General features: G+C 67.8%; 25 protein-coding genes and 1 other RNA gene. 9 read left to right on the top strand and 17 right to left on the bottom strand.

The genetic code is table 11. From position 1 onward, the window contains the following. The first annotated feature begins 49 nt into the window (after nucleotides 1–49). A complete protein-coding gene (locus tag DK26_RS25270) occupies nucleotides 50–340 on the top strand; it encodes a hypothetical protein (protein ID WP_066478763.1) in 291 nt (96 codons plus the stop codon). 96 nt (nucleotides 341–436) lie between these two features. Beyond that, nucleotides 437–1,771: an 8-oxoguanine deaminase gene (locus DK26_RS25265; protein ID WP_066478758.1), complete on the top strand. Its 1,335-nt coding sequence runs from the start codon at nucleotides 437–439 to the stop codon at nucleotides 1,769–1,771. A 114-nt stretch (nucleotides 1,772–1,885) separates the two neighbouring features. Here DK26_RS25265 and DK26_RS25260 read toward each other — a convergent pair whose 3' ends face one another. From DK26_RS25260 to rpmH, 8 genes are all read right to left on the bottom strand, one after another. Then, the gene (locus tag DK26_RS25260) at nucleotides 1,886–2,641 is read right to left on the bottom strand and encodes a pyrimidine 5'-nucleotidase (protein ID WP_083533595.1); all 756 of its coding nucleotides are present in this window, start codon (nucleotides 2,639–2,641) and stop codon (nucleotides 1,886–1,888) included. A 172-nt stretch (nucleotides 2,642–2,813) separates the two neighbouring features. Next, entirely contained in the window at nucleotides 2,814–3,710 is an 897-nt protein-coding gene (gene argB, locus DK26_RS25255) for an acetylglutamate kinase (protein ID WP_066478756.1), read from the bottom strand. 86 nt (nucleotides 3,711–3,796) lie between these two features. Continuing rightward, nucleotides 3,797–4,168, bottom strand: a complete 372-nt coding sequence (locus DK26_RS25250; RefSeq protein ID WP_066478755.1) for a DUF423 domain-containing protein — start codon at nucleotides 4,166–4,168, stop codon at nucleotides 3,797–3,799. A gap of 127 nt (nucleotides 4,169–4,295) precedes the next feature. Further along, nucleotides 4,296–4,961: a ribosome biogenesis GTP-binding protein YihA/YsxC gene (gene yihA / locus DK26_RS25245; protein ID WP_066478754.1), complete on the bottom strand. Its 666-nt coding sequence runs from the start codon at nucleotides 4,959–4,961 to the stop codon at nucleotides 4,296–4,298. A 9-nt stretch (nucleotides 4,962–4,970) separates the two neighbouring features. After that, nucleotides 4,971–5,603 (bottom strand): CatB-related O-acetyltransferase, encoded by a 633-nt coding sequence (locus DK26_RS25240; protein ID WP_066478751.1) that lies wholly within the window; start codon nucleotides 5,601–5,603, stop codon nucleotides 4,971–4,973. A 149-nt stretch (nucleotides 5,604–5,752) separates the two neighbouring features. Then, a complete protein-coding gene (yidC, locus tag DK26_RS25235) occupies nucleotides 5,753–7,621 on the bottom strand; it encodes a membrane protein insertase YidC (RefSeq protein ID WP_066479044.1) in 1,869 nt (622 codons plus the stop codon). A gap of 2 nt (nucleotides 7,622–7,623) precedes the next feature. Further along, nucleotides 7,624–8,052, bottom strand: coding sequence for a ribonuclease P protein component (gene rnpA / locus DK26_RS25230; protein ID WP_066478749.1), 429 nt, complete (start codon nucleotides 8,050–8,052; stop codon nucleotides 7,624–7,626). A gap of 55 nt (nucleotides 8,053–8,107) precedes the next feature. Then, nucleotides 8,108–8,242, bottom strand: coding sequence for a 50S ribosomal protein L34 (gene rpmH, locus DK26_RS25225; RefSeq protein WP_038364779.1), 135 nt, complete (start codon nucleotides 8,240–8,242; stop codon nucleotides 8,108–8,110). A 248-nt stretch (nucleotides 8,243–8,490) separates the two neighbouring features. On the opposite strand from rpmH, the gene ffs reads away from it, so the two are divergent. The 4 genes from ffs to recR all read left to right on the top strand — a co-directional run bounded on the left by ffs (nucleotide 8,491) and on the right by recR (nucleotide 11,604). Further along, nucleotides 8,491–8,587, top strand: an RNA gene (ffs, locus tag DK26_RS25220) — signal recognition particle sRNA small type. 107 nt (nucleotides 8,588–8,694) lie between these two features. Continuing rightward, a complete protein-coding gene (locus DK26_RS25215) occupies nucleotides 8,695–10,554 on the top strand; it encodes a DNA polymerase III subunit gamma/tau (RefSeq protein ID WP_066479038.1) in 1,860 nt (619 codons plus the stop codon). 18 nt (nucleotides 10,555–10,572) lie between these two features. After that, nucleotides 10,573–10,893, top strand: a complete 321-nt coding sequence (locus tag DK26_RS25210) for a YbaB/EbfC family nucleoid-associated protein (protein WP_066478747.1) — start codon at nucleotides 10,573–10,575, stop codon at nucleotides 10,891–10,893. Nucleotides 10,894–10,998: 105 nt separating this feature from the next. Then, nucleotides 10,999–11,604, top strand: a complete 606-nt coding sequence (gene recR / locus DK26_RS25205; protein WP_066478744.1) for a recombination mediator RecR — start codon at nucleotides 10,999–11,001, stop codon at nucleotides 11,602–11,604. A gap of 140 nt (nucleotides 11,605–11,744) precedes the next feature. Here the strand turns inward: recR and DK26_RS25200 are convergent, their stop codons facing one another. After that, the gene (locus DK26_RS25200) at nucleotides 11,745–12,449 is read right to left on the bottom strand and encodes an SDR family oxidoreductase (protein WP_066479035.1); all 705 of its coding nucleotides are present in this window, start codon (nucleotides 12,447–12,449) and stop codon (nucleotides 11,745–11,747) included. A gap of 132 nt (nucleotides 12,450–12,581) precedes the next feature. Here DK26_RS25200 and DK26_RS25195 point away from each other — a divergent pair, with 132 nt between their 5' ends. Continuing rightward, nucleotides 12,582–13,478 (top strand): LysR substrate-binding domain-containing protein, encoded by an 897-nt coding sequence (locus DK26_RS25195; protein ID WP_066478740.1) that lies wholly within the window; start codon nucleotides 12,582–12,584, stop codon nucleotides 13,476–13,478. An 88-nt stretch (nucleotides 13,479–13,566) separates the two neighbouring features. Here DK26_RS25195 and DK26_RS25190 read toward each other — a convergent pair whose 3' ends face one another. Further along, on the bottom strand, nucleotides 13,567–14,268 hold the full coding sequence (locus tag DK26_RS25190; RefSeq protein WP_066478737.1) for an outer membrane protein: 702 nt from the start codon (nucleotides 14,266–14,268) through the stop codon (nucleotides 13,567–13,569). A 199-nt stretch (nucleotides 14,269–14,467) separates the two neighbouring features. On the opposite strand from DK26_RS25190, the gene DK26_RS25185 reads away from it, so the two are divergent. Then, complete coding sequence (locus DK26_RS25185) at nucleotides 14,468–15,496, top strand: YihY/virulence factor BrkB family protein (RefSeq protein ID WP_066478734.1); 1,029 nt, start codon at nucleotides 14,468–14,470, stop codon at nucleotides 15,494–15,496. A gap of 162 nt (nucleotides 15,497–15,658) precedes the next feature. Further along, nucleotides 15,659–16,510 carry a VOC family protein gene (locus DK26_RS25180; protein ID WP_066478731.1) on the top strand — a complete coding sequence of 284 codons (852 nt, stop codon included), beginning with the start codon at nucleotides 15,659–15,661 and terminating at the stop codon, nucleotides 16,508–16,510. A gap of 5 nt (nucleotides 16,511–16,515) precedes the next feature. On the opposite strand, the gene DK26_RS25175 is transcribed toward DK26_RS25180, so the two are convergent. From DK26_RS25175 to DK26_RS25145, 7 genes are all read right to left on the bottom strand, one after another. After that, complete coding sequence (locus DK26_RS25175) at nucleotides 16,516–16,968, bottom strand: GNAT family N-acetyltransferase (RefSeq protein ID WP_083533593.1); 453 nt, start codon at nucleotides 16,966–16,968, stop codon at nucleotides 16,516–16,518. Next, complete coding sequence (gene cysK / locus DK26_RS25170; protein WP_066478730.1) at nucleotides 16,965–17,945, bottom strand: cysteine synthase A; 981 nt, start codon at nucleotides 17,943–17,945, stop codon at nucleotides 16,965–16,967. The genes DK26_RS25175 and cysK overlap by 4 nt, the downstream gene beginning before the upstream one ends. Nucleotides 17,946–18,034: 89 nt before the next feature. Then, nucleotides 18,035–18,487 carry an Rrf2 family transcriptional regulator gene (locus DK26_RS25165; protein ID WP_066478728.1) on the bottom strand — a complete coding sequence of 151 codons (453 nt, stop codon included), beginning with the start codon at nucleotides 18,485–18,487 and terminating at the stop codon, nucleotides 18,035–18,037. Further along, nucleotides 18,484–18,969, bottom strand: a complete 486-nt coding sequence (gene dut / locus DK26_RS25160; RefSeq protein WP_066478726.1) for a dUTP diphosphatase — start codon at nucleotides 18,967–18,969, stop codon at nucleotides 18,484–18,486. The genes DK26_RS25165 and dut overlap by 4 nt, the downstream gene beginning before the upstream one ends. Before the next feature lie 6 nt (nucleotides 18,970–18,975). After that, nucleotides 18,976–20,244, bottom strand: coding sequence for a phosphopantothenoylcysteine decarboxylase (locus tag DK26_RS25155; RefSeq protein ID WP_248310101.1), 1,269 nt, complete (start codon nucleotides 20,242–20,244; stop codon nucleotides 18,976–18,978). Nucleotides 20,245–20,299: 55 nt separating this feature from the next. Then, nucleotides 20,300–21,496, bottom strand: a complete 1,197-nt coding sequence (locus DK26_RS25150) for a GGDEF domain-containing protein (RefSeq protein ID WP_066478722.1) — start codon at nucleotides 21,494–21,496, stop codon at nucleotides 20,300–20,302. A 144-nt stretch (nucleotides 21,497–21,640) separates the two neighbouring features. Beyond that, nucleotides 21,641–23,095, bottom strand: coding sequence for an AMP nucleosidase (locus tag DK26_RS25145; protein WP_066478721.1), 1,455 nt, complete (start codon nucleotides 23,093–23,095; stop codon nucleotides 21,641–21,643). Nucleotides 23,096–23,174: the final 79 nt, after the last annotated feature.

Here is a 23,174-nt window from a genome sequence, read left to right as displayed (position 1 = left end):
GCCGGCGAGACGTGTTATGATGTACAGGCTTGCCATGCGGAAAAACCCGATGAAACGGATCGCCCTGTCCCTCGTCCTGACGCTCGCCTTCACCGGAGCGAGCCTCGCCCAGGGCCGACCGTCGACGCTGTCGCGCAGCTGCGCCGCCAACCAGCAGACCGTGCGCGCCAATGGCGCGATCGTGCTCGGCACCGGTGGCTACACCTATGACCGCTTCGTCGCCCATCGCGGCTTCTGCCAGTTCGACGAATATGCCGACCCGGCCTGGGTGCCGGCACGCGACACGCCGCAATGCTTCATCGGCTATCGCTGCAAGAGCGGCCCGTTATGGGACGATTGACCCACCGCGAAATGAGTACCCCGGGCTGGCCTTCGACCAATGCCCCGCCTATGCGGGACAATTCACTGAATCGCCGCCTTTATACCCGGACTCATCATGCGCCTCTGGATCAGAAACCCGCTCGCTATCCTCGCTGAAAACGCCGGCGGCGGGGTGGTGATCGAGGACGGCGTCATCGTCGAGCTGGTCACGCTCGGCGGCTTCCCCTCGCTGCCGGTGACCGAGAGCTTCGACGCCTCGGACCATGTCGTGCTGCCGGGGCTGGTCAACACCCATCACCATTTCTACCAGACGTTGACGCGCGCCCATCCGGCGGCGATCGACCGCGAGCTCTTTCCCTGGCTGAAGGCGCTCTACCCGCTCTGGGCGCGGCTGCGGCCGGAGGATCTGCGCATCGCGGTGCGGGCGGCGCTGGTCGAGTTGCTCCTGTCCGGCTGCACGACCGCGGCCGACCATCACTATCTCTACCCCGAAGGGCTGGAGAACGCCGTCGATATCGCCGTCGAGGAAGCCCGCGCGCTCGGCATCCGCGTCACCATCTCGCGCGGCTCGATGAACCTGTCGCAGAAGGATGGCGGCCTGCCGCCGGACGAGGTCGTGCAGGACGAGGACACCATCCTTGCCGACAGCGAGCGCGTACTGAAGCTGTTCCATGACCCTTCGCCCGGCAGCATGGTGCAGATCGCGCTCGCGCCCTGCTCGCCCTTCTCGGTGAGCCCGTCGCTGATGGCGAAATCGGCAGAGCTCGCGGCGCGCTTCGACGCTCCGCTGCACACCCATCTCGCCGAGACCGAAGACGAGGACGCCTATTGCCAGGACGTCTATGGCAAGCGCCCGCTCGACCTGCTTGAGGAAGCCGGCTGGATGCGGCCCAAGACCTGGCTCGCCCACGGCATCCATTTCTCCTGCGAGGAATGCGAGCGGCTCGGCAAGGCCGGCGTCGGCGTCTGTCATTGCCCGACCTCGAACGGGGTGCTCGCCTCCGGCTTCTGCAAGACCCGCGAGCTCGAAGCCGCCGGCGCCCCGCTCGGCCTCGGCGTCGACGGCTCGGCCTCCAATGACGGCTCAAACCTGATGGAAGAGCTGCGCCATGCGCTGCTGGTCAACCGGCTGCACTACAAGAGCGCCAGCGCGGTGACGGCGCGCGACACGATACGCTGGGCGACGGAGGGCTCGGCGCGCTGCCTCGGCCGCGAGGATATCGGCAAGATCGCGCCGGGGATGCAGGGCGACCTCGCGCTCTACAAGCTCGACGAGTTGCGCTTCTCCGGCGCGCATGACCCGATCGCGGCGCTGGTGCTGTGCGGCGCCAGCCGGGCCGACAGGGTGCTGGTCGGCGGACGCTGGCGGGTGATCGACGGCGAAATTCCGGGGCTCGACCTTACGGGCCTACGCCGGTCGCACAATCTGGCGTCGCGCCGCTACGCCTGAGCCCTGCTGCGTCATCCCGGACAAGCCGCGAAGCGGCGCTGATCCGGGATCCATGCCTGAACCGTTCCGGAATGGATCCCGGGTCTCCCTGCGGTCGCCCGGGATGACCAAGAGCTATTTCGAAACAGGAAGCGGAGGGAGCTCCGCCCGCGTCAGCGGCCCCAGGAAGCCGGTCAGGTCGTCGGTGACGAAATGCACATGGCCAGCCTCGACCGCCGCCTGTTCCCAGGCCTCGCGGAAGGGGTCGGGCGTGCGCGGCACGATCAGCACCGTCTTCATGCCGAGCGCGCTCGGAACGATCAGGTTCTTCTCGATGTCCTCGAACATCGCCGCCCGCGCGGGGTCGACCCCGTGCTTGGTCAGGAAATTCTCGTAGGTCGCGCGCTCGGGCTTCGGCGTGAAGCCGGCGTTGACGATGTCGAAGATGTCCTCGAAATGCTGGAGGATGCCGAGCTTGCCGGCGACGTTCTCGGCATGGCCGCGCGAGCCGTTGGTCAGGATCAGCTTGCGGCCGGGTAGTGCCGCGATCGCCGCCCCGAGAGCGGGGTTGGGATCGAGCAGGGTCAGGTCGATCTCATGGGCGAAGTCGAGGAAATCGGCGGGGTCGATGCCGTACTCCTCCATCAGCCCCTTAAGTGTCGTGCCGTAGCGCTGGTAATAATATTTCTGCAGCGCCCGCGACGAGATACCGTCGAGCCCGAACATCTCGGCGAGGAAGAGCGTGATGCGCTCGTCGACCTGCGGCCAGACCTTCGCCTCGTGCGAATAGAGCGTGTTGTCGAGATCGAAGATCCAGTGGTCGACATGGCCGAACGCGTCGAGCTGGGGCAGAAGCGGCAGGGCGCTGGTGATTTTTGCGTTGTGGTTCATTGGATCATGTCATGTGGGACGCGCCAGCATGACATACAAGGTTCTTGCAAAGTCCTTGCGATGACGAGGTCCTCATTGCGAGGGGGCGCCAGCCGAGCGCCCTCGCCCGAACGGGTGAGGGAAAGGAGGCGCAGCGATGCGCCTCCACGAGCCCAACCGGCGCAGCGCGCCTTCACTTCCTGATGATCGTGCCCGAGCCGGTGTCGGTGAACAGCTCGATCAGCACCGCATGCGGCACCTTGCCGTCGAGGATGACCACCGCCTCGACGCCCTTTTCCAGCGCGTAGATGCAGGTCTCGATCTTCGGGATCATGCCGCCGGAGATGGTGCCGTCGGCGATCAGCCGCCGACACTGCTCGACCGTCAGCTCCGGGATCAGGTTCTTGTCCTTGTCGAGGACGCCCGGCACGTCTGTCAGCAGCAGCAGACGCTTGGCATTGAGCGCGCCGGCGATCGCGCCCGCAAAGGTGTCGGCGTTGACGTTGTAGGTCTGACCGTCCGCGGCGGCGCAGACCGGCGCCAGCACCGGGATCAGCTCTTCCTTGAGGATCGCCTGGAGCACGGTGGTGTCGACCTTGTCGGGCTCGCCGACGAAGCCGAGATCGAGGATCTGCTCGATCTTCGAATCGGGGTCGACGATGGTGCGCGTCGCCTTTTTGGCCAGGACCATGTTGCCGTCCTTGCCGCAAAGCCCGATCGCCTTGCCGCCCTCGCGCGAGATGTAGCCGACGATCTCCTTGTTGACCGAGCCTGCCAGGACCATCTCGACGACGTCGACCGTCGCCGCATCGGTGACGCGCAAGCCCTGCTTGAACTCGGATTTGAGGCCGAGCTTGTCGAGCATGCGGGCGATCTGCGGCCCGCCGCCATGGCAGACCACCGGCTTCAGCCCGGACTGCTCGAGCAGCACCACGTCCTCCGCGAAATCCTCGGCGGTGGCAGCGTCGCCCATGGCGTTGCCGCCATACTTGATCACGATCACTTCCTGGTCGTAGCGCTGCATATGCGGCAGCGCCTGGACCAGCAGATCGGCGGCTTGCGAGGGCGTGAGATTATGTGGGGCGTTCATCGGCAGGCTCCGCGAAGGCGCGCCCGATCCGCGCCGGGCCGCCTTCTAGCCGAAGACGCGCCGCGGCGGAAGCGCGGCGGCGCGGCTCAGACCCGCCTTGCGAACAAAGCCGAACCGGCGAGCCCGAGCCAGCCGCCGAGCATCATGAAGCCGCCGGCCGGGGCGGCGCCCATGAACAGGCGCGCGCCATGGAAGCCGCGCATGGCGAGATCGGCTGCAAACAGCGCGACACCGAGGATCAGCAGCGAGATGGCGAGGCGCGCCCCAATATCGGCGAGCAGGCCGGCGCGACGCGCGACGCAGGCCCCGATCACCGCCGAGGCGTGGAAGAGCAGCATCTGGCCGGCGGTCTGGAGCGTGTCGACCGCCCCAGAATGAGTCGCTGCGGCGAGCAGGCTGACGCCGAACAGCCCCATCAGCATGGCGATGGTCAGGTGAATGCGGGTCGCGGTGATCATGACGGGCTCCGGCAGCGCGCCAGGGCCGGCGCCAAGCATTGCGCGCGTCAAAGACGACGCGGCCGGGTCAGCGTCAAGCCCGGCCCCCGCGGCGCGATGAAGCGGCGAAGCCCGCGACGTCGGCAGCCTAGCTGCGCTCCGCCAGCACGCGCGCGATCGCGGCGCGCAGCTCGGGGACGCCGCCGCCCTTCTCGCTCGAGGTCACCAGTACCTCGGGGAAGGCGGCCGGGCGGCGCTTGATCTCGTCGAACGTCGCCTCGGCCATGAAAGTCTGGTCGGCCTGCTTGATGGCGTCGCCCTTCGTGAGGACGACCTGATAGCTGACCGCCGCCTTGTCGAGCGTCTCCAGAACAGCGCTGTCGACCTCCTTGATGCCGTGACGGGCGTCGATCAGCACATAGACGCGCATCAGGTTCGAGCGACCGCGCAGATAATCGTGGATCAGCTTCGTCCAGGCCGCGACCTTCTCCTTGCCGACGGCGGCATAGCCATAGCCCGGCATGTCGACGATGGTCAGGCGCTCGTCATGGCCGACCTGGCGAAAGAAGTTGAGCTGCTGGGTGCGCCCCGGCGTGTGCGAGGTGCGGGCGAGCGCATTGCGCCGCGTCAGCGCGTTGATCAGGCTCGACTTGCCGACATTGGAGCGCCCGGCAAAAGCGATCTCCTGGCCGACCATCGGCGGCAGGTCGTCGATCTTGGTCGAGGCCCAGACGAAATCCCAGGGCCCCTCGAAGAGCTTGCGGGCCGCCTCGATCTCGTCGGCGTCATAAGGTGTGGTGGTGCTTGCGGTCATCTGCCTTGCCTACACGGCCTGTCGCAGCGCGTCGATGTCCGCGCCAGCGATCAAGGTCAGGTTGCGGGAGATCTTGTCGGCGTCCCAGTCCCACCAGCGAATCTCCAGCAGCGCCTCGACCACCTCCGGCGGGAAGCGCAGCTTCGCCACATTGCCGGGATTGCCGACCACCACCGCGTAGGGCGGCACGTCGCGCGAGACCTGCGCGCGGGTGCCGATGATCGCGCCGTCGCCGATGGTGACGCCCGGCATGATCACCGCCTCGCGACCGATCCAGACATCGTTGCCGATCACGGTATCGCCGCGATGGCCGAGCCCTTCCGGCGTCATCACAGGTGCCCCGTCGAAGCCGAACATCTGGAAGGGAAAGGTCGAGAAGCCGCCCATCGGATGGTTGGCGCCGTTCATGATGAACTGCGCCGCCTGGGCGATGGCGACGAACTTGCCGATGATCAGCCGGTCGCCGATGAAGTCGAAATGATAGCGCACGCAGCGGGCAAGGAAGTGCTCGGGCCCGCGCGAGTCGTCATAATAGCTGTAGTCGCCGACCTCGACGAGCGGATGGTCGACGATCGCCTTGAGGAAGGCGGTGCCCTTCCAGCCAGGAATCGGATGACGCGTCAGCGGATCGGGAAGGGGCATGCCGGTCTCCTCATGGCCGGCCCGCCGCGGGAGACCGGCCCGGCCTTCGCCCTGTGATATCGCGGGCTCTTAAAGCACACATCCCGGGTCGGCTCGCGCCGCCCGGGATGAGGTCTTCGGAAGCCGGAGGCGAGACGCCCCCGCCATCCTCACTTCTTGTTGGTGTTCGCCGGCTTCGGCACGCCCGCCGGCGCAGCAGCGGCCGGCTTCTTGCCAAACATGTTCCTCAGGTTGTCCCAGAGCTCGATCTTCACGCCGTGCTTGCGCATGATGTAGCCCTGCTGGAGGATCGAGAGAAGGTTGTTCCAGGTCCAGTAGATCACCAGGCCGGCCGGGAACGAGCCGAGCAGGAAGGTGAAGAACACCGGCATCCAGGTGAACATCATCTTCTGGACCGGATCCGGCGGCTCCGGATTCATCTTCATCTGCACGAACATCGTCACGCCCATCAGGATCGGCCAGATGCCGAGATGCAGCATGGCAGGCGGCGTGAACGGCAGCAGGCCGAACAGGTTGAAGAGGTTGGTCGGGTCCGGCGCGGCAAGGTCCTTGATCCAGCCATAGAACGGCGCATGCCGCATCTCGATGGTGATGAACAGGATCTTGTAGAGCGCGAAGAAGACCGGGATTTGGACCAGCACCGGCCAGCAGCCGGCCAGCGGGTTGATCTTGTTGGTCTTGTACAGCTCCATCAGCGCCTGCTGCTGCTTCATCTTGTCGTCAGCATAGCGCTCGCGGATCGCCATCATTTCCGGCTGCACCGCCTTCATCTTCGCCATCGAGGCGTAAGACTTGTTGGCGAGCGGGAAGAACAGCAGCTTCAGCAGGACGGTGACGACCAGGATCGCGATGCCGAAATTGCCGACATGCTTGTAGACCCAGTCCATCAGGTAGAACATCGGCTTGGTGATGAAGTAGAACCATCCCCAATCGATCATCAGCTCGAAGCGCTTGATGCCCTGATTCTTCTCGTAGCCGTCGATCGCCGCGACTTCCTTGGCGCCGGCGAAAAGGCGCGAGGAGACGGTGGCCGAAGCCCCCGGCGCGACAGTAACCGCCTCGCCGAGGAAGTCGGCCTGATAGGTGCGGACCGGCCCGGTCTGCACCGACGAGTAGCGGCCCTCGTACTTCTTGGTCTGGTCGGGAATCGCAGCCGCCGCCCAGTACTTGTCGGTGATGCCGACGAAGCCGCCGACGGCGTCCTTCCAGGCCTTGCCATGCGTCGCCGCGCCGAGGGCCGGCTCCTTGTCGATGGCGTCGTAGGTGTATTCCTGCAGGCCCTGCTCGCCGAGCGCGCCGATCATGCCCTCGTGCAGCACGTAGTAGCCGAGCGTCGCCGGCTTGCCGACGCGGACGACCTGGCCATAGGGGTAGAGCGAGACGGGGCTCGTGCCCTTGTTGTCGACCTCGTCGCGGATCGAGAACAAGGCATTGTCGTCGACCGAGATGATGCGACGGAACAGCAGGCCCTGGCCGTTATCCCAGGTCAGCGTCACCGGCCTGGCCGGGGTCAGGACCTGGCTGTCGGCGGTCCAGACGGTGGAGGCGTTCGGCAGGGGAACGTTGACGCCCGGCCCCGCGACCCAGCCGAAATCGGAATAATAGGCGTTCGGGCCGCCGGCCGGCGAGAGCAGCACGATGATCGGGCTCTTCGGGTCGACCGTCTCGTGATAGGCCTTGAGCGAGACGTCGTCGATGCGGGCGCCGGTCAGCGCGAGCGAGCCCGCGATCTTCGGCGTCTCGATGCGGATGCGCGGGCCGGTGGCGAGCGCGGCCTCACGGGTCGCGAGCGCAGCGGCTGCAGCAGGCTGCGCCGGGGCGCCACCAGGGGCCGGGGCTGCGCCCGGCGTCGGCACGCTTCCCGGTGCCGGCGGCTGCTGGCTCTGCGTCTGCTGATTCTGCTGCGCGACCTGCTTCTGCTTCTCCATCTGCGGCACGCCGTAGAAGAACTGCCAGCCGAGCAGCACGACCACGGAGAGCGTGATCGCCAGGAGGAGATTACGGTTTTCTTCTTTCATCTTCATGGTCGAAAACGGGTCTCGCTATCGGCCCTGGCGGGCTTCTCGGGAAGGGGGCGTTTGCCGGAAGGCGGGCCGCGACGGTTGCCGCCGGGGCGGGCGCGGTCGAGCGCGACCGAGAGGTCGGCGACCATGGCGCGAAAATCGGCGGCGATCGTTTCGGGACGGGCGACGACGACGACGTCGCAGGAGCGATCGAGTTGCTCGACCAGAGCGAGCTTGGCAGCGGCGCGCAGGCGCCGGCGGATACGGTTGCGCTCGACCGCGCCGCCGACCTTGCGCGAGGCGGTGAGGCCGAGTCTGAGCCCGGATTCGGCGGCGTCGCGCCGCTGATCGTTGACCTGCACGGTGAAGGCAGGCGAACGAAAACGGCGGCCATGCTCGGCCGCCGCAAGAAAGTCCCTGCGTTGCGTCAGACGGGCGATGCGCATGGCGTTTGGCCAGTCTTCACGAAACCGGCGCGCCGGGAGCGCGCGCCTCACCTCATCAGGCCGACAGGCGCTTGCGGCCGTGGGCGCGACGGGCAGCGATGACCTTGCGGCCACCCTTGGTCGCCATGCGGGCGCGATAGCCGTGGCGACGCTTGCGAACCAGCTTGCTGGGTTGATAGGTTCTCTTCACGGTCCGTCTCCGGGGCCTTGTCTCGGCGTGGCGACCGCAGCTCTCGAAGAGAAAGCCAAGCCAGCCAAGCCTGTCATGCAAAAGGTTCAGCGCCGCCCTAGGGCAGCTCAGGTGGCGGGCTTATGGCGGAAGGGACGACCCGAGTCAATGCGAAAACACCTGTGTCGCAGCAGCGCAGAGATGGTTTTCCAGGCGACTTGTTGGGAAGGCGACTTGCGCTCGCGCCTCGCTTCACCGATATAGCGGCCGGGAGGTTGGCGAGGGACGTCTCACTCGCCAACCCGGTCAGGTCCGGAAGGAAGCAGCCGTAACGAGACCGAACGGGTCTTCGTCCAGCCTCCCACCTGCCGCCTCGCGCGGCGACGTATCTACGGCGCGGTTCCTGACATGCTCAGGCCAGGCCGATGCAAGGCGCCGTTGACCGCCGCGCCGCGATTGGCGAAAGCAATGGCATGACCGACGCGACCGTCCCCGCCGACGAGCCGGGCTTCCCAGGCCTTGCCCCCGCGCCCGCCCCGACGGCGAGCCAGCCAACCGGCTATCGCGTGCTCGCCCGGAAGTACCGGCCGGCGCATTTCGGCGATCTGATCGGTCAGGACGCCATGGTCAGGACACTGACCAACGCCTTCGTCGCAGGGCGCATCCCGCAGGCCTGGATGCTGACCGGCGTACGCGGCGTCGGTAAGACCACGACGGCCCGCATCCTGGCGCGCGCGCTGAACTACCAGAATGCCGACGGCTCGGGCGCACCAACCACCGACCTCTCGAGCTTCGGGGTGCATTGCCAGGCGATCGTCGAGGGCCGGCACATCGACGTGATGGAGATCGACGCCGCCTCCAATAACGGCGTCGACAATGTCCGCCAGATCAACGACGCCGTGCGCTATGCGCCGACCAGCGCGCGCTACAAGGTCTACATCATCGACGAGGTCCACATGCTCTCGGGAGGCGCCTTCAACGCCTTCCTGAAGACGCTGGAGGAGCCACCGCCGCACGCCAAGTTCATCTTCGCCACCACGGAAATCCGCAAAGTGCCGGTGACGGTGCTGTCGCGCTGCCAGCGCTTCGACCTGCGCCGCGTCGATGCCGGCCTGCTGGTCGGCCATCTCGGCGGCATCTGCAAGGCCGAGGGCATCGAGGCGGAAGAGGAGGCACTGGCCGCCATCTCCCGCGCCGCCGAAGGCTCGGTGCGCGATTCGCTCTCGATCCTCGACCAGGCCATCGCCCATGCCGGCGGCAAGATCACTCTGGAAGAGGTCCGCACCATGCTCGGGCTCTCCGACCGGGCAAGGGTGATCGACCTGTTCGAGCAGGTGATGAAGGGCGACATCGCAGCTGCGCTCGGCGAGCTCCGGGCGCAGTACGATGCCGGCGCCGACCCTGCTGTCGTGCTCTCCGACCTCGCCGAGTTCAGCCATCTGGTGACGCGCCTGAAGCTCGTGCCCGATGCCGCCAAGGACAACAGCCTGAGCCAGGCGGAGCGCACTCGCGGCGCCGACTTCGCCCAGCGGCTGTCGATTCGCGTGCTCGCCCGCGCCTGGCAGATGCTGCTGAAGGCGATCGCCGAAGTCCGCCAGGCCGACCGCCCGGTGATGGCGGCCGAGATGGCGCTGGTGCGCCTCGCCCATGCCGCCGATCTGCCGACGCCGGACGAGGCGCTGCGGATGCTGCGCGACGGCAATGGCGAGGCCGGCAATGGCAATGGCGCCCCCTCCCCGCGCCCGCCTTCCGGCGGTGGCGCGACCGCGCTGGCGGCGAGGCCTGTGCTTGCCGCCGCTAATCCGGCGCCGGCCGTCGCCGCGGCGCCGCGCGCCATGGCCAATGGCCTGCCGCAGCCCCAGAGCCTTGAGGACCTCGTCGCGCTCGCCTCGCGCCAGCGCGACATCACCATGAAGCTGGCGCTGGAGCGCGATGTCAGGCTGGTCAAGTTCGAGCCAGGCCGCATCGAGTTCGCGCTCGCCAATTCGAGCAACCGCCACTTCGCCACCGACCTGTCGAAGCGGCTGAAGGACTGGACCGGCCAGACCTGGCTGGTCGCCCTCGCCAACACCGAAGGCGCGCCGACCCTGCGCGAGCAGGCCGAAGCCGCGCGCGACAAGCGCGAGAGCGATGCTGCGAGCCATCCTGTGGTGCGCGCCGTATTGGAGCATTTTCCCGGCGCCCGCATCGTCGATGTCCGCGACCCGCGCGCCGCCGAAGCGGAGCAGCAGGCGAGCGCGACGGCCGGCGACGACTATCTGCCCGAGGCCGAGCCGCTGTTCGACGACAGCGAGCCGGATTTCGACGGCATCGAGTTCTGGACGGACAACTGAGCGAAAGGGAGCGCCGCGATGCGCGACATGATGGGCCTGATGAAGCAGGCGCAGGACATGCAGAAGAAGATGGCCGACATGCAGGCCCAGCTCGACACGCTCGAGTTCGAGGGCTCGGCCGGCGGCGGACTGGTCACGGTGGTGATGACCGCCAAGAACGTGCTGAAATCGGTGAAGATCGACCCAAGCCTGATGGTCGCCGGCGAGCAGGAGATCCTCGAGGACCTCGTGATCTCCGCCTGCAACGATGCCCGCAACAAGGCCGAGCGCGCCGTCGCCGACCGGATGGCCGAGGTGACGCGCGGCCTGCCGATCCCGCCGGGCATGAAGCTGTTCTGAGTTCGGCCCGGCGTCATGCTCGGGCTTGACCCGAGCATCTCTCGCAGAAGCGTCTCCTTGTCCTGAGATGGTCGGCTCGAGGCCGACCATGACGTGCCAGAGCCCATGTCCCGCACCATTGCCGGCCCCGAAATCGAGCGCCTGATCCAGCTCCTGGCCAAGCTTCCGGGCCTGGGACCGCGCTCGGCCAGGCGCGCTGCGCTGCATCTCGTCAAGAAGCGCGAGCAATTGCTCGGCCCGCTGGCGGAAGCCATGACGGTGGCGCGCGAGCGCATCATCGTCTGCTCGACCTGCGGCAATGTCGACACCAGCGACCCGTGCGGGCTCTGCCGCGACCAACGCCGCGACGACAGCCTGATCGTCGTCGTCGCCGACATCGCCGATCTCTGGGCGCTTGAGCGCTCCGGCGCCGTCGCCGGCCGCTATCACGTGCTCGGCGGCGTACTCTCGGCGCTCGACGGCATCAGGCCGGAGAACTTGACGCTCGACGCGCTCGTCGCCCGTGCCTCGGAACCGGCGGTGAAGGAGGTCATCCTGGCGCTCAACGCCACGGTCGAGGGCCAGACCACGGCGCATTTCATCACCGACCTCCTGGCGCATCTGCCGGTCAAGGTGACCAAGCTCGCCCATGGCGTGCCGGTCGGCGGCGAACTCGACTATCTCGACGACGGCACGCTGGCGGCAGCGATCCGCCAGCGGACAGGGTTCTGACCGCCGTCATTCTCGGGCGGACCGAAGCGCAGACCCGAGAATCTCGTGCCGGGAAGGCGCTGGCCGGAGCCTCATCCAGCCTGAGATGGTCGGCTCAAGGCCGACCATGACGCCAAACCATTCTCAGACCGGGCCGTCGCTCAGACCGAGCGCATCAGCCCGCCATCGACGCGCAGATTCTGGCCGGTGATGTAGCCGGCGCCCTCCGAGACGAGGAAGGCGACCGTCGCGGCGATCTCCTCGCTGGTGCCGTAGCGCTGCATCGGCACGCCGGCACGGCGCTCCTCGGTCTGCGGCAGCGAATCGATCCAGCCGGGCAGGACATTGTTCATCCGGACATTGTGCTCGGCATACTGGTCGGCGAAGAGCTTGGCGTAGGCGGCGAGCCCGGCGCGGAACACTGCCGAGGTCGGGAAGGTCGCCGCCGGCTCGAAGGCCCAAGCGGTCGAGATGTTGACGATCGCGCCGGATTTCTGCGCCGCCATCACCGGGGCGACGAGACGGGTCGAGCGGATGACGTTCATAAGATAGACGTCGAGCCCGGTATGCCATTGCTCGTCGGTGATTTCAGTGATCGGCGCGCGCGGGCCGTGCCCGGCGCTGTTGACCAGCGCGTCGATCCGGCCCCAGCGCGCCATGGTCTCGTCGACCAGGCGCTTGAGGTCGTCATTCGACTGGTTCGAGCCGGTGACGCCGAGGCCGCCGAGCTCGGCCGCCAGCGTCTCGCCCTTGCCCGAGGAGGACAGGATCGCGACCCGAAAACCGTCCTGAGCCAGCCGACGCGCCGCGGCGGCGCCCATGCCACTGCCGCCCGCCGTGACGATCGCTACTTTTTCTGCTGCCATCGCGTCCACCATTCGTTTTACAAACGGCCCCATGCACGAAGCCGGCTCCATACGGACCCTGTTCTTGGCAGCAGGCACGAGCCTTGGCCAGCCACTTCGCCACCGCTCGACCTGTAGAAAACCTACTGGCTGATGGAACCTTCACGCCGCTTGCCCTCGCTCAATGCCCTGCGCGCCTTCGAGGCCGCCGCGCGCCACCTCAACTTCCGGCTCGCCGCCGAGGAACTCGGCGTGACGCAGGGCGCCGTCGCGCAGCAGGTCCGCGGCCTCGAGCGGGACCTCGCAATGCAATTGTTCGAGCGGCGACAAGGCGGCCTCGCCCTGACCAGCGCCGGCCGGGGCTATGCCGCGCAGCTTGCCCGCGCCTTCGCCGTGATCGCCGAGGCGACCACGGCCTTGCGCCCGCAGCCGCTGCGGCTGACGATCAGCGTGACGCCCAGCTTCGCCTCGAAATGGCTGATTCCGCGCCTGCCGGCCTTCACCGCCGCCCATCCGCAGCTCGATCTGCGCATCCTCGCCAGCGACAGCCTGGCCAATTTCCAGTCCGACGGGGTCGACATCGCGGTGCGGCAGGGCCGGCTGCCCTTCGGAGCCGGATTGGTGGCCGACCTGCTGTTCCCTCAGGATGTCGTTGCGGTCTGCAGCCCCAAGCTCCGCGCCGCCACGGCCGCGCTCGACGATGCCGAACTGGCGCAACTGGTGCTGCTGCACGACGGACATGACCTCTGGCCGGAATTCATCGAGCGCGCTTTGGCACGGCCAATGCCGCCGGGCATGAGAAGCATGCGCTTCAACCAGACTGCGCTGGCGCTCGATGCCGCCCTCGCCGGCCAGGGCCTGGCGCTCGCCAGCCGCTTCCTCGTCGAGCCCGACCTCGCTGCCGGCCGGCTGGTCCAGGCCTTCCCCGCGACGATGCGCGGCAGCCTCGACTTCCATGTCGTCTCGGCGCGCAAGCCGCGCCATCCGGAGCCGACCGCGCTGGTCCGGTCCTGGCTGCTGGCGCAGCGCGGCCGAAGCGACGGGCGGTGACGCGGACACACGATTGGGCGGCAGCGCGCACAAACAAGAAGGCCGCGCTTGCGGCGCGGCCTCGTCGATACAAGGAGTGTGCGACGGTTCAGAACTTGTAGGCGACGCTCGCGCGGACGGCATGCGAGGTCGGCTCATGCTCGGCAGTCAGACCGAGATAGGCGTTTCTCGCGACGAAATCGAACTTGCCGTAATCGGTGTAGCGATAATCGAGGCCGAAGATGAGATTGTCGGTCCATGCGAAGTTGACGCCGCCACCGACGGTCCAGCCGGTCCGGGAGAACCTGCCATTCTCGCCAAGGCCGAGCGCCGGGTTGAAGTAGCCGTATTCGAAGCGGCTGAAGGCGGCACCGGCGGCGCCGTAGATCATGAAGCGGTCGAAGGAATAGCCGATGCGGCCACGCACCGAGCCCTGCCAGTCCTGCTCGACTCGGAACAGCCCGCTGCGCTGATCGCGACCATTGATCGCCTCGATATCGCCTTCAATGCCGAGGACCACCGAGCCGATCTGGTAGTTGAAGCCGGCATGGACGCCGCCGATGAAGGAGGACGGGCCGTAGTCGAAGGAGACACCGACCGGCACACGGCCGACCGTGGTGTAGAGGTTCTGCCGGTCGGAGCCCCAGGAGTAGCCCGCCTGGCCGCCGACATAGAAGCCGGTCCAGCTGTAGAGCGGCGGCAGGGCCGGTGCGAGCGGCAGATACTTGCTCGACGGCAGATCCGCCGACAGAGCAGCACCACTGCCGAGCAGGAGGAAGGTCGCAACGGTGGCTTTGAGGAGCGTCTTCATCGGGCACTCTGGTCGTAGAAGGAGATGGGGCAGCTCGCCCCTGCCTTTCGCGCCGCTCATGACGCGCTGGCCTGCCACGATAAGAAACCGTTAAGGTTAACAAAGCTCTAAGCAGACTATTCGAGCATCGGGGATTGGAACGAAGCGGGTCACCGGGCGTTCCGGGCAAGCGGGGCCGCATCGATCGGCGGAGACGGGCATGGCGTATCTGAAACGAATCACCGGCGCTGCCGGACTGGCGGCGCTGGCTCTCGGCTATGTTCACGCCACCTTCACCCGGCGCATCCGCGATCCCCTGCGCCAGGCGCGCCGCGGCCGCGGTGCCGCTTCCCCAATCGCCCTGCCCTGGCGTGGCTGGAAGGACGTCCTCGGCCGCTTCATCGTCCGCATCCAGGAGGCGCGCGTGCTCTCGCTCGCCGGTGCGGTCGCCTTCTTCACCCTGCTCTCGCTGGTCCCGGCGCTCTCGCTACTGGTCACGATCTATGGCGAGATGACCGATCCTGCGACCATCGCCGCCCAGCTCGACGATCTCACCTTGGTCTTCCCGGAAGCAGCGCGCGAATTGATCCGCGAGCAGGCAATACGGCTTGCGGGCCGCGATGCAGCGAGCCTGTCGCTAACCTTCCTCATCAGCTTTGCGGTGGCAACCTGGAGCGCGAATGCCGCGGTGAAGGCGATCTTCGACGCGCTCAACATCATCTATGGCGCGCGCGAGCAGCGCGGCTTCCTAAAGCTCAACCTGATCTCGCTGGCGACGACGCTGAGCGGGCTCTTGCTGCTCGTCCTGGCGCTGACCGCGATCGCCAGCCTGCCGGTGGTGACGGCGCTCTTCCCCTTCGGCCACGAGCTGGAGACCATGGTGCGCATCGCCCGCTGGCCGGCCTTCTTCGTGATCGGCACGATCGCGATCGGCTGCCTCTACTGGATCGGCCCCGACCGCAAGCCGCCGCGCTTCGCCTGGGTCCTGCCCGGCGCGGCAGTCGCCTCGCTGCTCTGGGCGGCGACGTCGAGCGCCTTCTCCTGGTATGTCAGCACGCTCGGCAACTACACCGCGACCTATGGCTCGCTGGCGACCGTGGTGGTCTTCATGACCTGGCTCTGGCTCTCGGCGACGATCGTACTCGCAGGCGCCGAACTCAATGCCGAGCTGGAGCAGCAGAGCCGCCATGGCGCCGCCATCCCGCCGACCGCGCAGCTGGCGCGGCGGGTCTCCGGACGCGGCCGTTGAAGACTCAGAAAGCGGCCCCTGCGCCAGCGAGAGACGGAGCCGGCGCAAGCTTCGATTGCAGCTGCGCAATCTCGGATTTGCCGCGCCCGGGGACGACAAGAGGCGGCTGAAGGACCATTTTAGGGGCAAGCGGCATCGGCCGCAGTCATTCCGGAGCCCACCATGGCCGTCACCACAACCGCCCAGCCCCGCACCAACGAGTCCCTCGACGCCCCCGTCCATATCGGCGCGGTCAGCCTGCGCGTGCGCGACCTGCCCGGCCTCACCGCCTTCTATCGCGACGCGATCGGCCTTTCCGTGATCAGCGAGAATGAACGGGAAAGCGTGCTCGGCGCCGGTGGCGTTCCCCTGGTCAGGCTCGAAGCCGGCGCGCAGGCGCCCTCCTCCGCCGCTGGCCTGTTCCACCTCGCGCTGCTGCTGCCGTCCCGCGCCGATCTCGCCAACTGGCTCGGTCATGCCGCAAGCCGGCGCCTGCGGCTGGAAGGCGCCTCGGACCATCTCGTCAGCGAGGCGCTCTATCTCTCCGATCCCGAGGGCAACGGCATCGAGATCTACCGCGACCGCAGCCGGGCGGAATGGCCGCGCGCGCCGGGCGGCGAGATCAAGATGGCGACCGACCGGCTCGATCTCGACGCCTTGCTGCGCGAGGCCGACGGGCGCGACTATGCCGGCATGCCTGATGGTACGGTGATGGGCCATATCCATCTGCGCGTCGGCGATGTCGCGGGCGCGGAGGCGTTCTATCGCGACAAGCTCGGCTTCGACGTGATGGTGCACTATCCTGGCGCCGCCTTCATGGCGACCGGCGGCTATCACCACCATATCGCGGCCAATATCTGGCACAGCCGCGGCACCGGGCCGCGTCGGGACAATGAGGCGGGTCTATCGAACTTCGAATTGGTCGCGCGCAACGAGGAAGCCCGTGCCGCGCTGAGCCGGCGCATGGCGGCTGCTGGCGGCGATGCTGAGTCGGTCGTCGATCCCTGGGGCAACCGGATCACGCTCCGGCCGTAAGAGGCTCAGCGCGTCAGCAGATGAGTCCGGCGCGTCCCACCTTTATCGGGCTGGAAGCCGATTGCCTCCCAGAAGGCGGATGCGCCGGCGTCGGCGGCGTTGAGCGACAGCCGCGGCGCCAGCGCGAAGCCCTGCTGGATCAGTGCGCTGGCGAGCGCCCTGCCGACGCCTCCGCGCCGATGCTCCGGCCGGACATAGACATGGCGGATGCGCAGCAGATCGGGTGCCGGATCATAGGGATCGGGCGTCACAGCGCCGACCGCTGCCAGCATGCCGTCGCGAAAAAGCGCGAAGAGCGCGTTGCGATCGTCTCCGCCTTCGTAACGGCCGGCATCCCATTCTTCCAGGATACCCTCGACGAAGCGGTAGCCCTCGGCCGCCGCCTCGGCTTGCAAGACAGGCAGATCGTCCGGCAAGGCCTCGCTCAACCGGACGATCTGCAGATTTACCGGGATCACAGACCTTCGAACAGTGCGCTCGAAATGTAGCGCTCGGCGAAGGACGGGACGATCACGACGATCTTCTTGCCGGCGTTCTCCGGCCGGGCGCCGATCTCCAGCGCAGCGGCGATCGCAGCGCCCGAAGAGATGCCGGCCGGAATGCCCTCGCTCTTGGCGAGCGCCCGCGCCGTCTCGAAGGCGGTCTGGTTGCCGACGGTCACGACCTCGTCGATGACGCCGCGATCGAGGATGCCGGGCACGAAGCCGGCACCGATGCCCTGGATCTTGTGCGGACCGGGCTGACCGCCGGAGAGCACCGGCGAGTCCTCGGGCTCGACCGCGACGATCTTGACGCCCGGCTTGCGCGCCTTCAGCACCTGGCCGACGCCGGTGATGGTGCCGCCCGTGCCGACGCCGGAAACGAAGATGTCGATGTCGCCATTGGTGTCGTTCCAGACCTCCTCGGCGGTGGTCTTGCGGTGGATCGCCGGGTTGGCCGGGTTCTCGAACTGCTGCGGGATGATCGCGCCGGGAATCTCGGCCTTGAGTTCCTCGGCCTTGGCGATGGCGCCGCGCATGCCGCCGGGGCCGGGGGTCAGCACGAGCTCGGCACCGAGCAGAGCGAGCATCTTGCGGCGCTCGATCGACATGGTCTCCGGCATGACCAGAATCAGCCGGTAGCCGCGCGCGGCGGCGACGAAGGCGAGCGCGATGCCGGTATTGCCCGAGGTCGGCTCGATCAGCGTGCCGCCGGGCTTCAGCGCGCCGGACGCTTCGAGCGCGTCGACCATGCTGACGCCGATACGATCCTTGACGCTCGAGATCGGGTTGAAGAATTCGAGCTTGGCGAGGATCGTCGCCTTGACGCCCCGCTCGGCCGGAAGCCGGTTCAGCCGCACCAGCGGCGTATCGCCGATCGTGTCGGTGATCGAGTCATAGACCCGGCCACGGCCGGGTGTCGGGACTGGGGTGAGCTTCTGCGCGGCGTCGGCCATGGCGGCCTCCCTGAGGAAAGTTCAGTAAGGTTCGGCGACAGGCTAGCATCAAATCACAGAATCTGTCGAGAAACAGATTAATTTACACTCTATATTGTAAAATCTGCACTGGCATCCTTGCCGGCCGCGGCGGCGAGGCTTTCCGCCTGCTGGCAGAGTTCGGCCACGGTGACTGCGTCGAGGGTAGCGAGGCACGCGTCGAGAGCGCTCTGGACAGCCGGGCCGACGACGCTCTCGACCAGTGCAGAGCGTGGCAGCGGCGGCAGGTTCTCATCAGAATTGGCCTGCATCGCGGCACGGACGATCGCGCCAGCGGTGATGCGGCGACGTTCGCGGGCGAGCTCGTAGCCGCCACGCGGGCCGCGCACGCCCTTGAGGATGCCCGCCTTGACCAGCGCCTGCAGCATCGTCTCGAGATGACGCGGCGGCAGTTCATGGCGGGCGGCGAGCGCCTTGGCCGCGACCGGAGCCGGGCGGGCATGCAGGGCGATGTCGACCACCGCGGCGATGGCGAGCAGGCTGCGGCGCGAAAGCTGGATCATGAGCGGGCCTCGCGGGGAGAGGAGACCGCAGGATCCGTGATCCCGGTGGAGCCGAAGCCTCCGGCGCCGCGGATGGTGTCGTCGAGCGATTGCACCTCGACCAGCCGCGCCTGCACCACCGGCGCGACGACGAGCTGGGCGATGCGGTCGCCATGGCGGATGATGAACGGCTCCTGCCCGAGATTGACCAGCAGCACCTGGACCTCGCCGCGATAATCGGCGTCTATCGTGCCGGGGGCGTTGAGCACGGTCACGCCATGGCGCAACGCAAGGCCCGAACGTGGCCTGACCTGCCCCTCGCTGCCCTGCGGCAGCGCAAGAACCAGCCCGGTCGGCACGAGGCTGCGCGCTCCCGGCGCGAGTTCCAGATCGCTCTCAGGCAAGGCGGCCCGCAGGTCGAGCCCGGCAGCGCCTTGCGTCTCATAGGTGGGCAGCGGCAGGTCCTGCGCATGCGGCAGGCGTTTGATGCGGACTGGCTCCATCGTCGCTCAGTCCTTTTCCGCCACCAGACCGGCGAGATGTTCGACGAGGCGCGCCGCGACCTCGGCCTTGGGCAGGGTCGGCCAGGTCTCGACGGCATCGGCGGTGACGAGATGGACGGTATTGGCGTCGCCGCCCATGACGCCGGTCCCGCCGACATCGTTGGCGACGATCAGGTCGCAACCCTTCTTCGCCAACTTGGCGCGAGCATAGGCGATGACGTTCTGCGTCTCGGCCGCGAAGCCGACGACCAGCTGCGGCCGGTCGATCTCGCGGGCGGCGATGGTCGCGAGGATATCCGGGTTCTCGACGAGGGTGAGGCTCGGCGTGCCGTGCTCGCCCTTCTTCATCTTCTGGTCGGCCGCCCCGGCGACGCGCCAATCGGCGACCGCGGCCGCGAAGATCGCGATATCGGCCGGCAGCGCCTGCTCGGTCGCATCGAGCATGTCGCGGGCGCTCTCGACATGGATGGTCGTCACCCCCGCAGGATCGGGAATGCCGACCGGGCCGGAGATCAGCGTGACCTCGGCGCCGGCAGCGGCCGCAGCGGCAGCGATGGCGTGTCCCTGCTTGCCGGAGGAGCGGTTGGCGATATAGCGCACCGGGTCGATCGGCTCATGGGTCGGGCCGGAGGTGACGAGCACGCGCTTGCCCGTCAACGCCCGGCCAAGCGCCGTACCCTGGCCCGGCAGGCGGCCGAGAAAGCCGATCGAAGGCGGCTGGCGCTGCTCGCCGGCCAAGGCCTGCTCGATCGCCGCCAGGATCTCGTGCGGCTCGGCCATCCGGCCCGGCCCACTCTCGCCGCGCTCGGCCATGGCACCGGAATTCGGGCCGACGACGAGGACGCCGTCCTTCTGCAGCAAGGCCATGTTGCGGCGCGTCGCCGGGTGCTGCCACATCCGCGGGTTCATCGCCGGGGCGATCACGATGCGCTTGTCCGTCGCGATGAGCGCGGTGGAGGCGAGGTCGTCGGCATGGCCGTTCGCCATCTTGGCGATCAGGTCGGCGGTAGCCGGGGCGACGACCAGCAGGTCGGTCGAGCGCGACAGGGCGATATGGCCGATATCGGCCTCGTCGGTCAGCGAAAACAGATCGGTGAAGCAGCGCTCGCCGGCGAGCGTGCCGACCGCGAGCGGCGTGACGAACTGCTCGCCCGCCCGCGTCAGGATGCAGCGGCTGGCGATGCCGCGATCCTTCAGCCGCCGGATCAGCTCCAGGCACTTATAGGCGGCGATGCCGCCACCGATGATCAGCAGGATGGAGCGGGAAGCAGACAAGGGCGGGCTCCTGGGCCAGGACGGCCCGTGTCGTAGCATCCGGCAGGCCGGGATGTCATCGGGGCGTCGGAATCGACCCGGTTGCCAGGGCCGCGGCCTCGGCCCGCTCTGGGGCCGGCACCTCGACAGTATCGTCGGCGAACACACGGTCTCGGCCGGAAGCCTTGGCCTGGTAGAGGCGCCGGTCGGCGTGGGCGACAAGCCCGGAAAGCGTGTCGCCCGGCTGTCGTTCGGCAATCCCGAAGCTGGCAGTCACCGCACCTCCGCCCGGCGCGAAGCTGAAGACCAACCCGGCAAGCCCGGAGCGTGCCCGTTCGGCCAACCCGAGGCCGGCCGCTTGTGCCGCCCCCGGCAGCAGGATCGCGAATTCCTCGCCGCCGATCCGCGCGACCAGATCCTTCTCGCGGCTGACGCGGCGCAGCAGCTTGCCGAAGGCGCTCAGCACCTCGTCACCGGCGGCATGGCCATGGCTGTCGTTGATCCGCTTGAAATGGTCGAGATCGCAGACGAGCAGCGCACAGGGCGCATCGCCCGTGGCTGCGAGCACGGCTCCTGCGCGATGCTCGAAGGCGCGCCGGTTGAGCAGGCCGGTCAGGCCGTCGCTGTCGCGTTCGCGGCGCAGATCGTCGATCACATCGGATAGCGTCGCCGCCAGCAATGCAGTCGCGAGGGCCGCTCCGAGCACGGCCAGGGACAGGTGCAGGACCTGCCAGAACAGCGAATCCTGGAAGACCCTGACATCGCCCGGCGAGTCCAGCCCGATGGTCAGGAGGGTGCGCGGAAAGAAATGCAGACCGAAGGCGAACAGCACCCAGAACAGCACGCGGTCGACCGGCCGGCCGCGCATCAGATGCGTCAGGTGCAGGCTCGCGACCAAGAGGACGAGGCCATAGCCGAAATTCTGGAGATAGACGCGTGCCAGCAGGTTCGGCGTGACATAGGCGAACCACCAGAGACCGCCCATCACCGCCGCGAAAGCGCCGATGTGCCAGTCCCGCCCGAGCCGCTTGCCGGAGCGGCGCAGCACGCCCTCTGCGGCGATCTGGACTGCAGCGGTATAGAACAGACCCGAGAGCAGGGCGTTCGCCGGCACGGATGGCGGCCAGAAGGACACCTGGATCGCGACCGCGACTGCGAACAACGCCGGAGCCGCCGCCAGCAGGAGGAGATAGTCGCGCCTTCGCTCGATCACCCAGGCCCAGAGAAAGGCGAGACTGAAAACGCACAGTACGGCCGGCCCGATCAGGGCCATCGTCACTCCGGACTCCAATTCCCCCGCAATCCTTCCAGCAAGCGGTCAAGCTGCTGGGCTATGGCCCGCACGGCCGGAAATGCCCAGCGGCGGCGATGCGGGGCAGCCCTGCGCCCCGCGCCGACATGGCCGGCTAGCAGCCGCTCAACGGAAGGGCGGTTCGTCGAAGCTCCGGAGCTTGCGCGAATGGATCGAGGAGCCGGCCTCCTTCAGCCTTTCCAGCGCGGCGAGGCCGATCTTCAGATGCTCGCTCACGGCGCGCTCATAGAAGGCGTTGGCCGCGCCCGGGAGCTTGATCTCGCCGTGCAGAGGCTTGTCGGAGACGCAGAGCAAGGTGCCGTAAGGCACGCGCAGCCGGTAGCCCTGGGCGGCGATCGTGCCCGATTCCATGTCGACGCCGATGGCGCGCGACAGGTTGATGCGCTTGCGCTCCTTGGTCCAGCGCAGTTCCCAGTTGCGGTCGTCCTGCGTCACCACGGTGCCGGTGCGCAGGCGCTGCTTCAGCCGGTCCCCTTTCTCGCCGGTGACGGCGGCGGCGGCCTCCTGCAGGGCTACCTGCACCTCGGCCAATGCCGGGATCGGGATGTCCGGCGGCACGAGCTCGTCGAGAATGCCGTCCTGGCGCAGATAGGCATGGGCGAGGACGTAATCGCCAATGATCTGGGTCTGGCGCAGGCCGCCGCAATGGCCGACCATCAGCCAGCAATTTGGCCTGAGCACCGCGAGATGGTCGGTGATGTTCTTGGCGTTGGAGGGACCGACGCCGATATTGACCAGCGTCACGCCCTCGCCCTTGGCGCGGATCAGGTGATAGGCCGGCATCTGGAAACGGTGCCAGGGCGCCGACATCACCCGTTCGGCGGCGCTGACATCAAGCCCCTCGCGCTCGATGCGGACGCCGCCCGGCGCGACCAGCGCCAGCGCCGTACCGGCCTCGATCTCGGCCAAAGCCAGCCGGACGAACTGGTCGACATAGCGATGGTAGTTGGTCAGCAGCACCCAGGGCTGGACCGCGCGCCAGTCGGTGCCGGTGTAGTGCACAAGCCGGCGCAGGGAGTAATCGACACGCACCGCATCGAACAGCGAGAGCGGGCGCGGCTCGCCCTCGATGATGTCGAACGAGCCGTCGGCTACCTCGTCGCCGACCAGCGACAACAAGGGCGTCGGGAAGTGGCGCGCCAGCTCGGCCGGGCTGACCTTGCCGCGGCCAAGCTCGTCGCCGCCGTCGAGCGCGTAGGGATAGGGGATCTCCTGCGCGCTGACGCCGGTCTCGACGGTGGCGCCGTATTCCTCGACCAGCGGCCGCAGCTGATCGAGCAGATAAGCGCGGAACTCGGCCGGATGCGTCACCGTCGTCGAATAGACGCCCGGCATGGCGAACTTGGCGTAGCCGCGCCGCGTCGCCGCCGGCAACTTCGACGGCTCGTAGGTGACGCGCAGCATCGGATAGCGGTAGAGCGCGCGCTCTTCCGGGGTCGGCGGCTCCAGCGTGGTGAAGAAGCGCTGCAGGTCGTCGCCCAACGCCTGCCTTGCCTGGGCGTAGAGTGCTTCGAGCCGGTCGACGGCGGCTTCGGGCGTGGCGGCGATCTCGAATGTCATGTCGCGGAACGGTCTCCGATTGGGCTTCTCGTCAAGGGCGGCCTGCTGACGGGGCCTGTCTGGCAATCCTGCCACGCTC

The organism is Allobosea sp. WAO (genome assembly GCF_001509835.1).
GTDB lineage: Bacteria > Pseudomonadota > Alphaproteobacteria > Rhizobiales > Beijerinckiaceae > Allobosea.
This window is presented reverse-complemented; position numbering and strand designations above follow the sequence as displayed.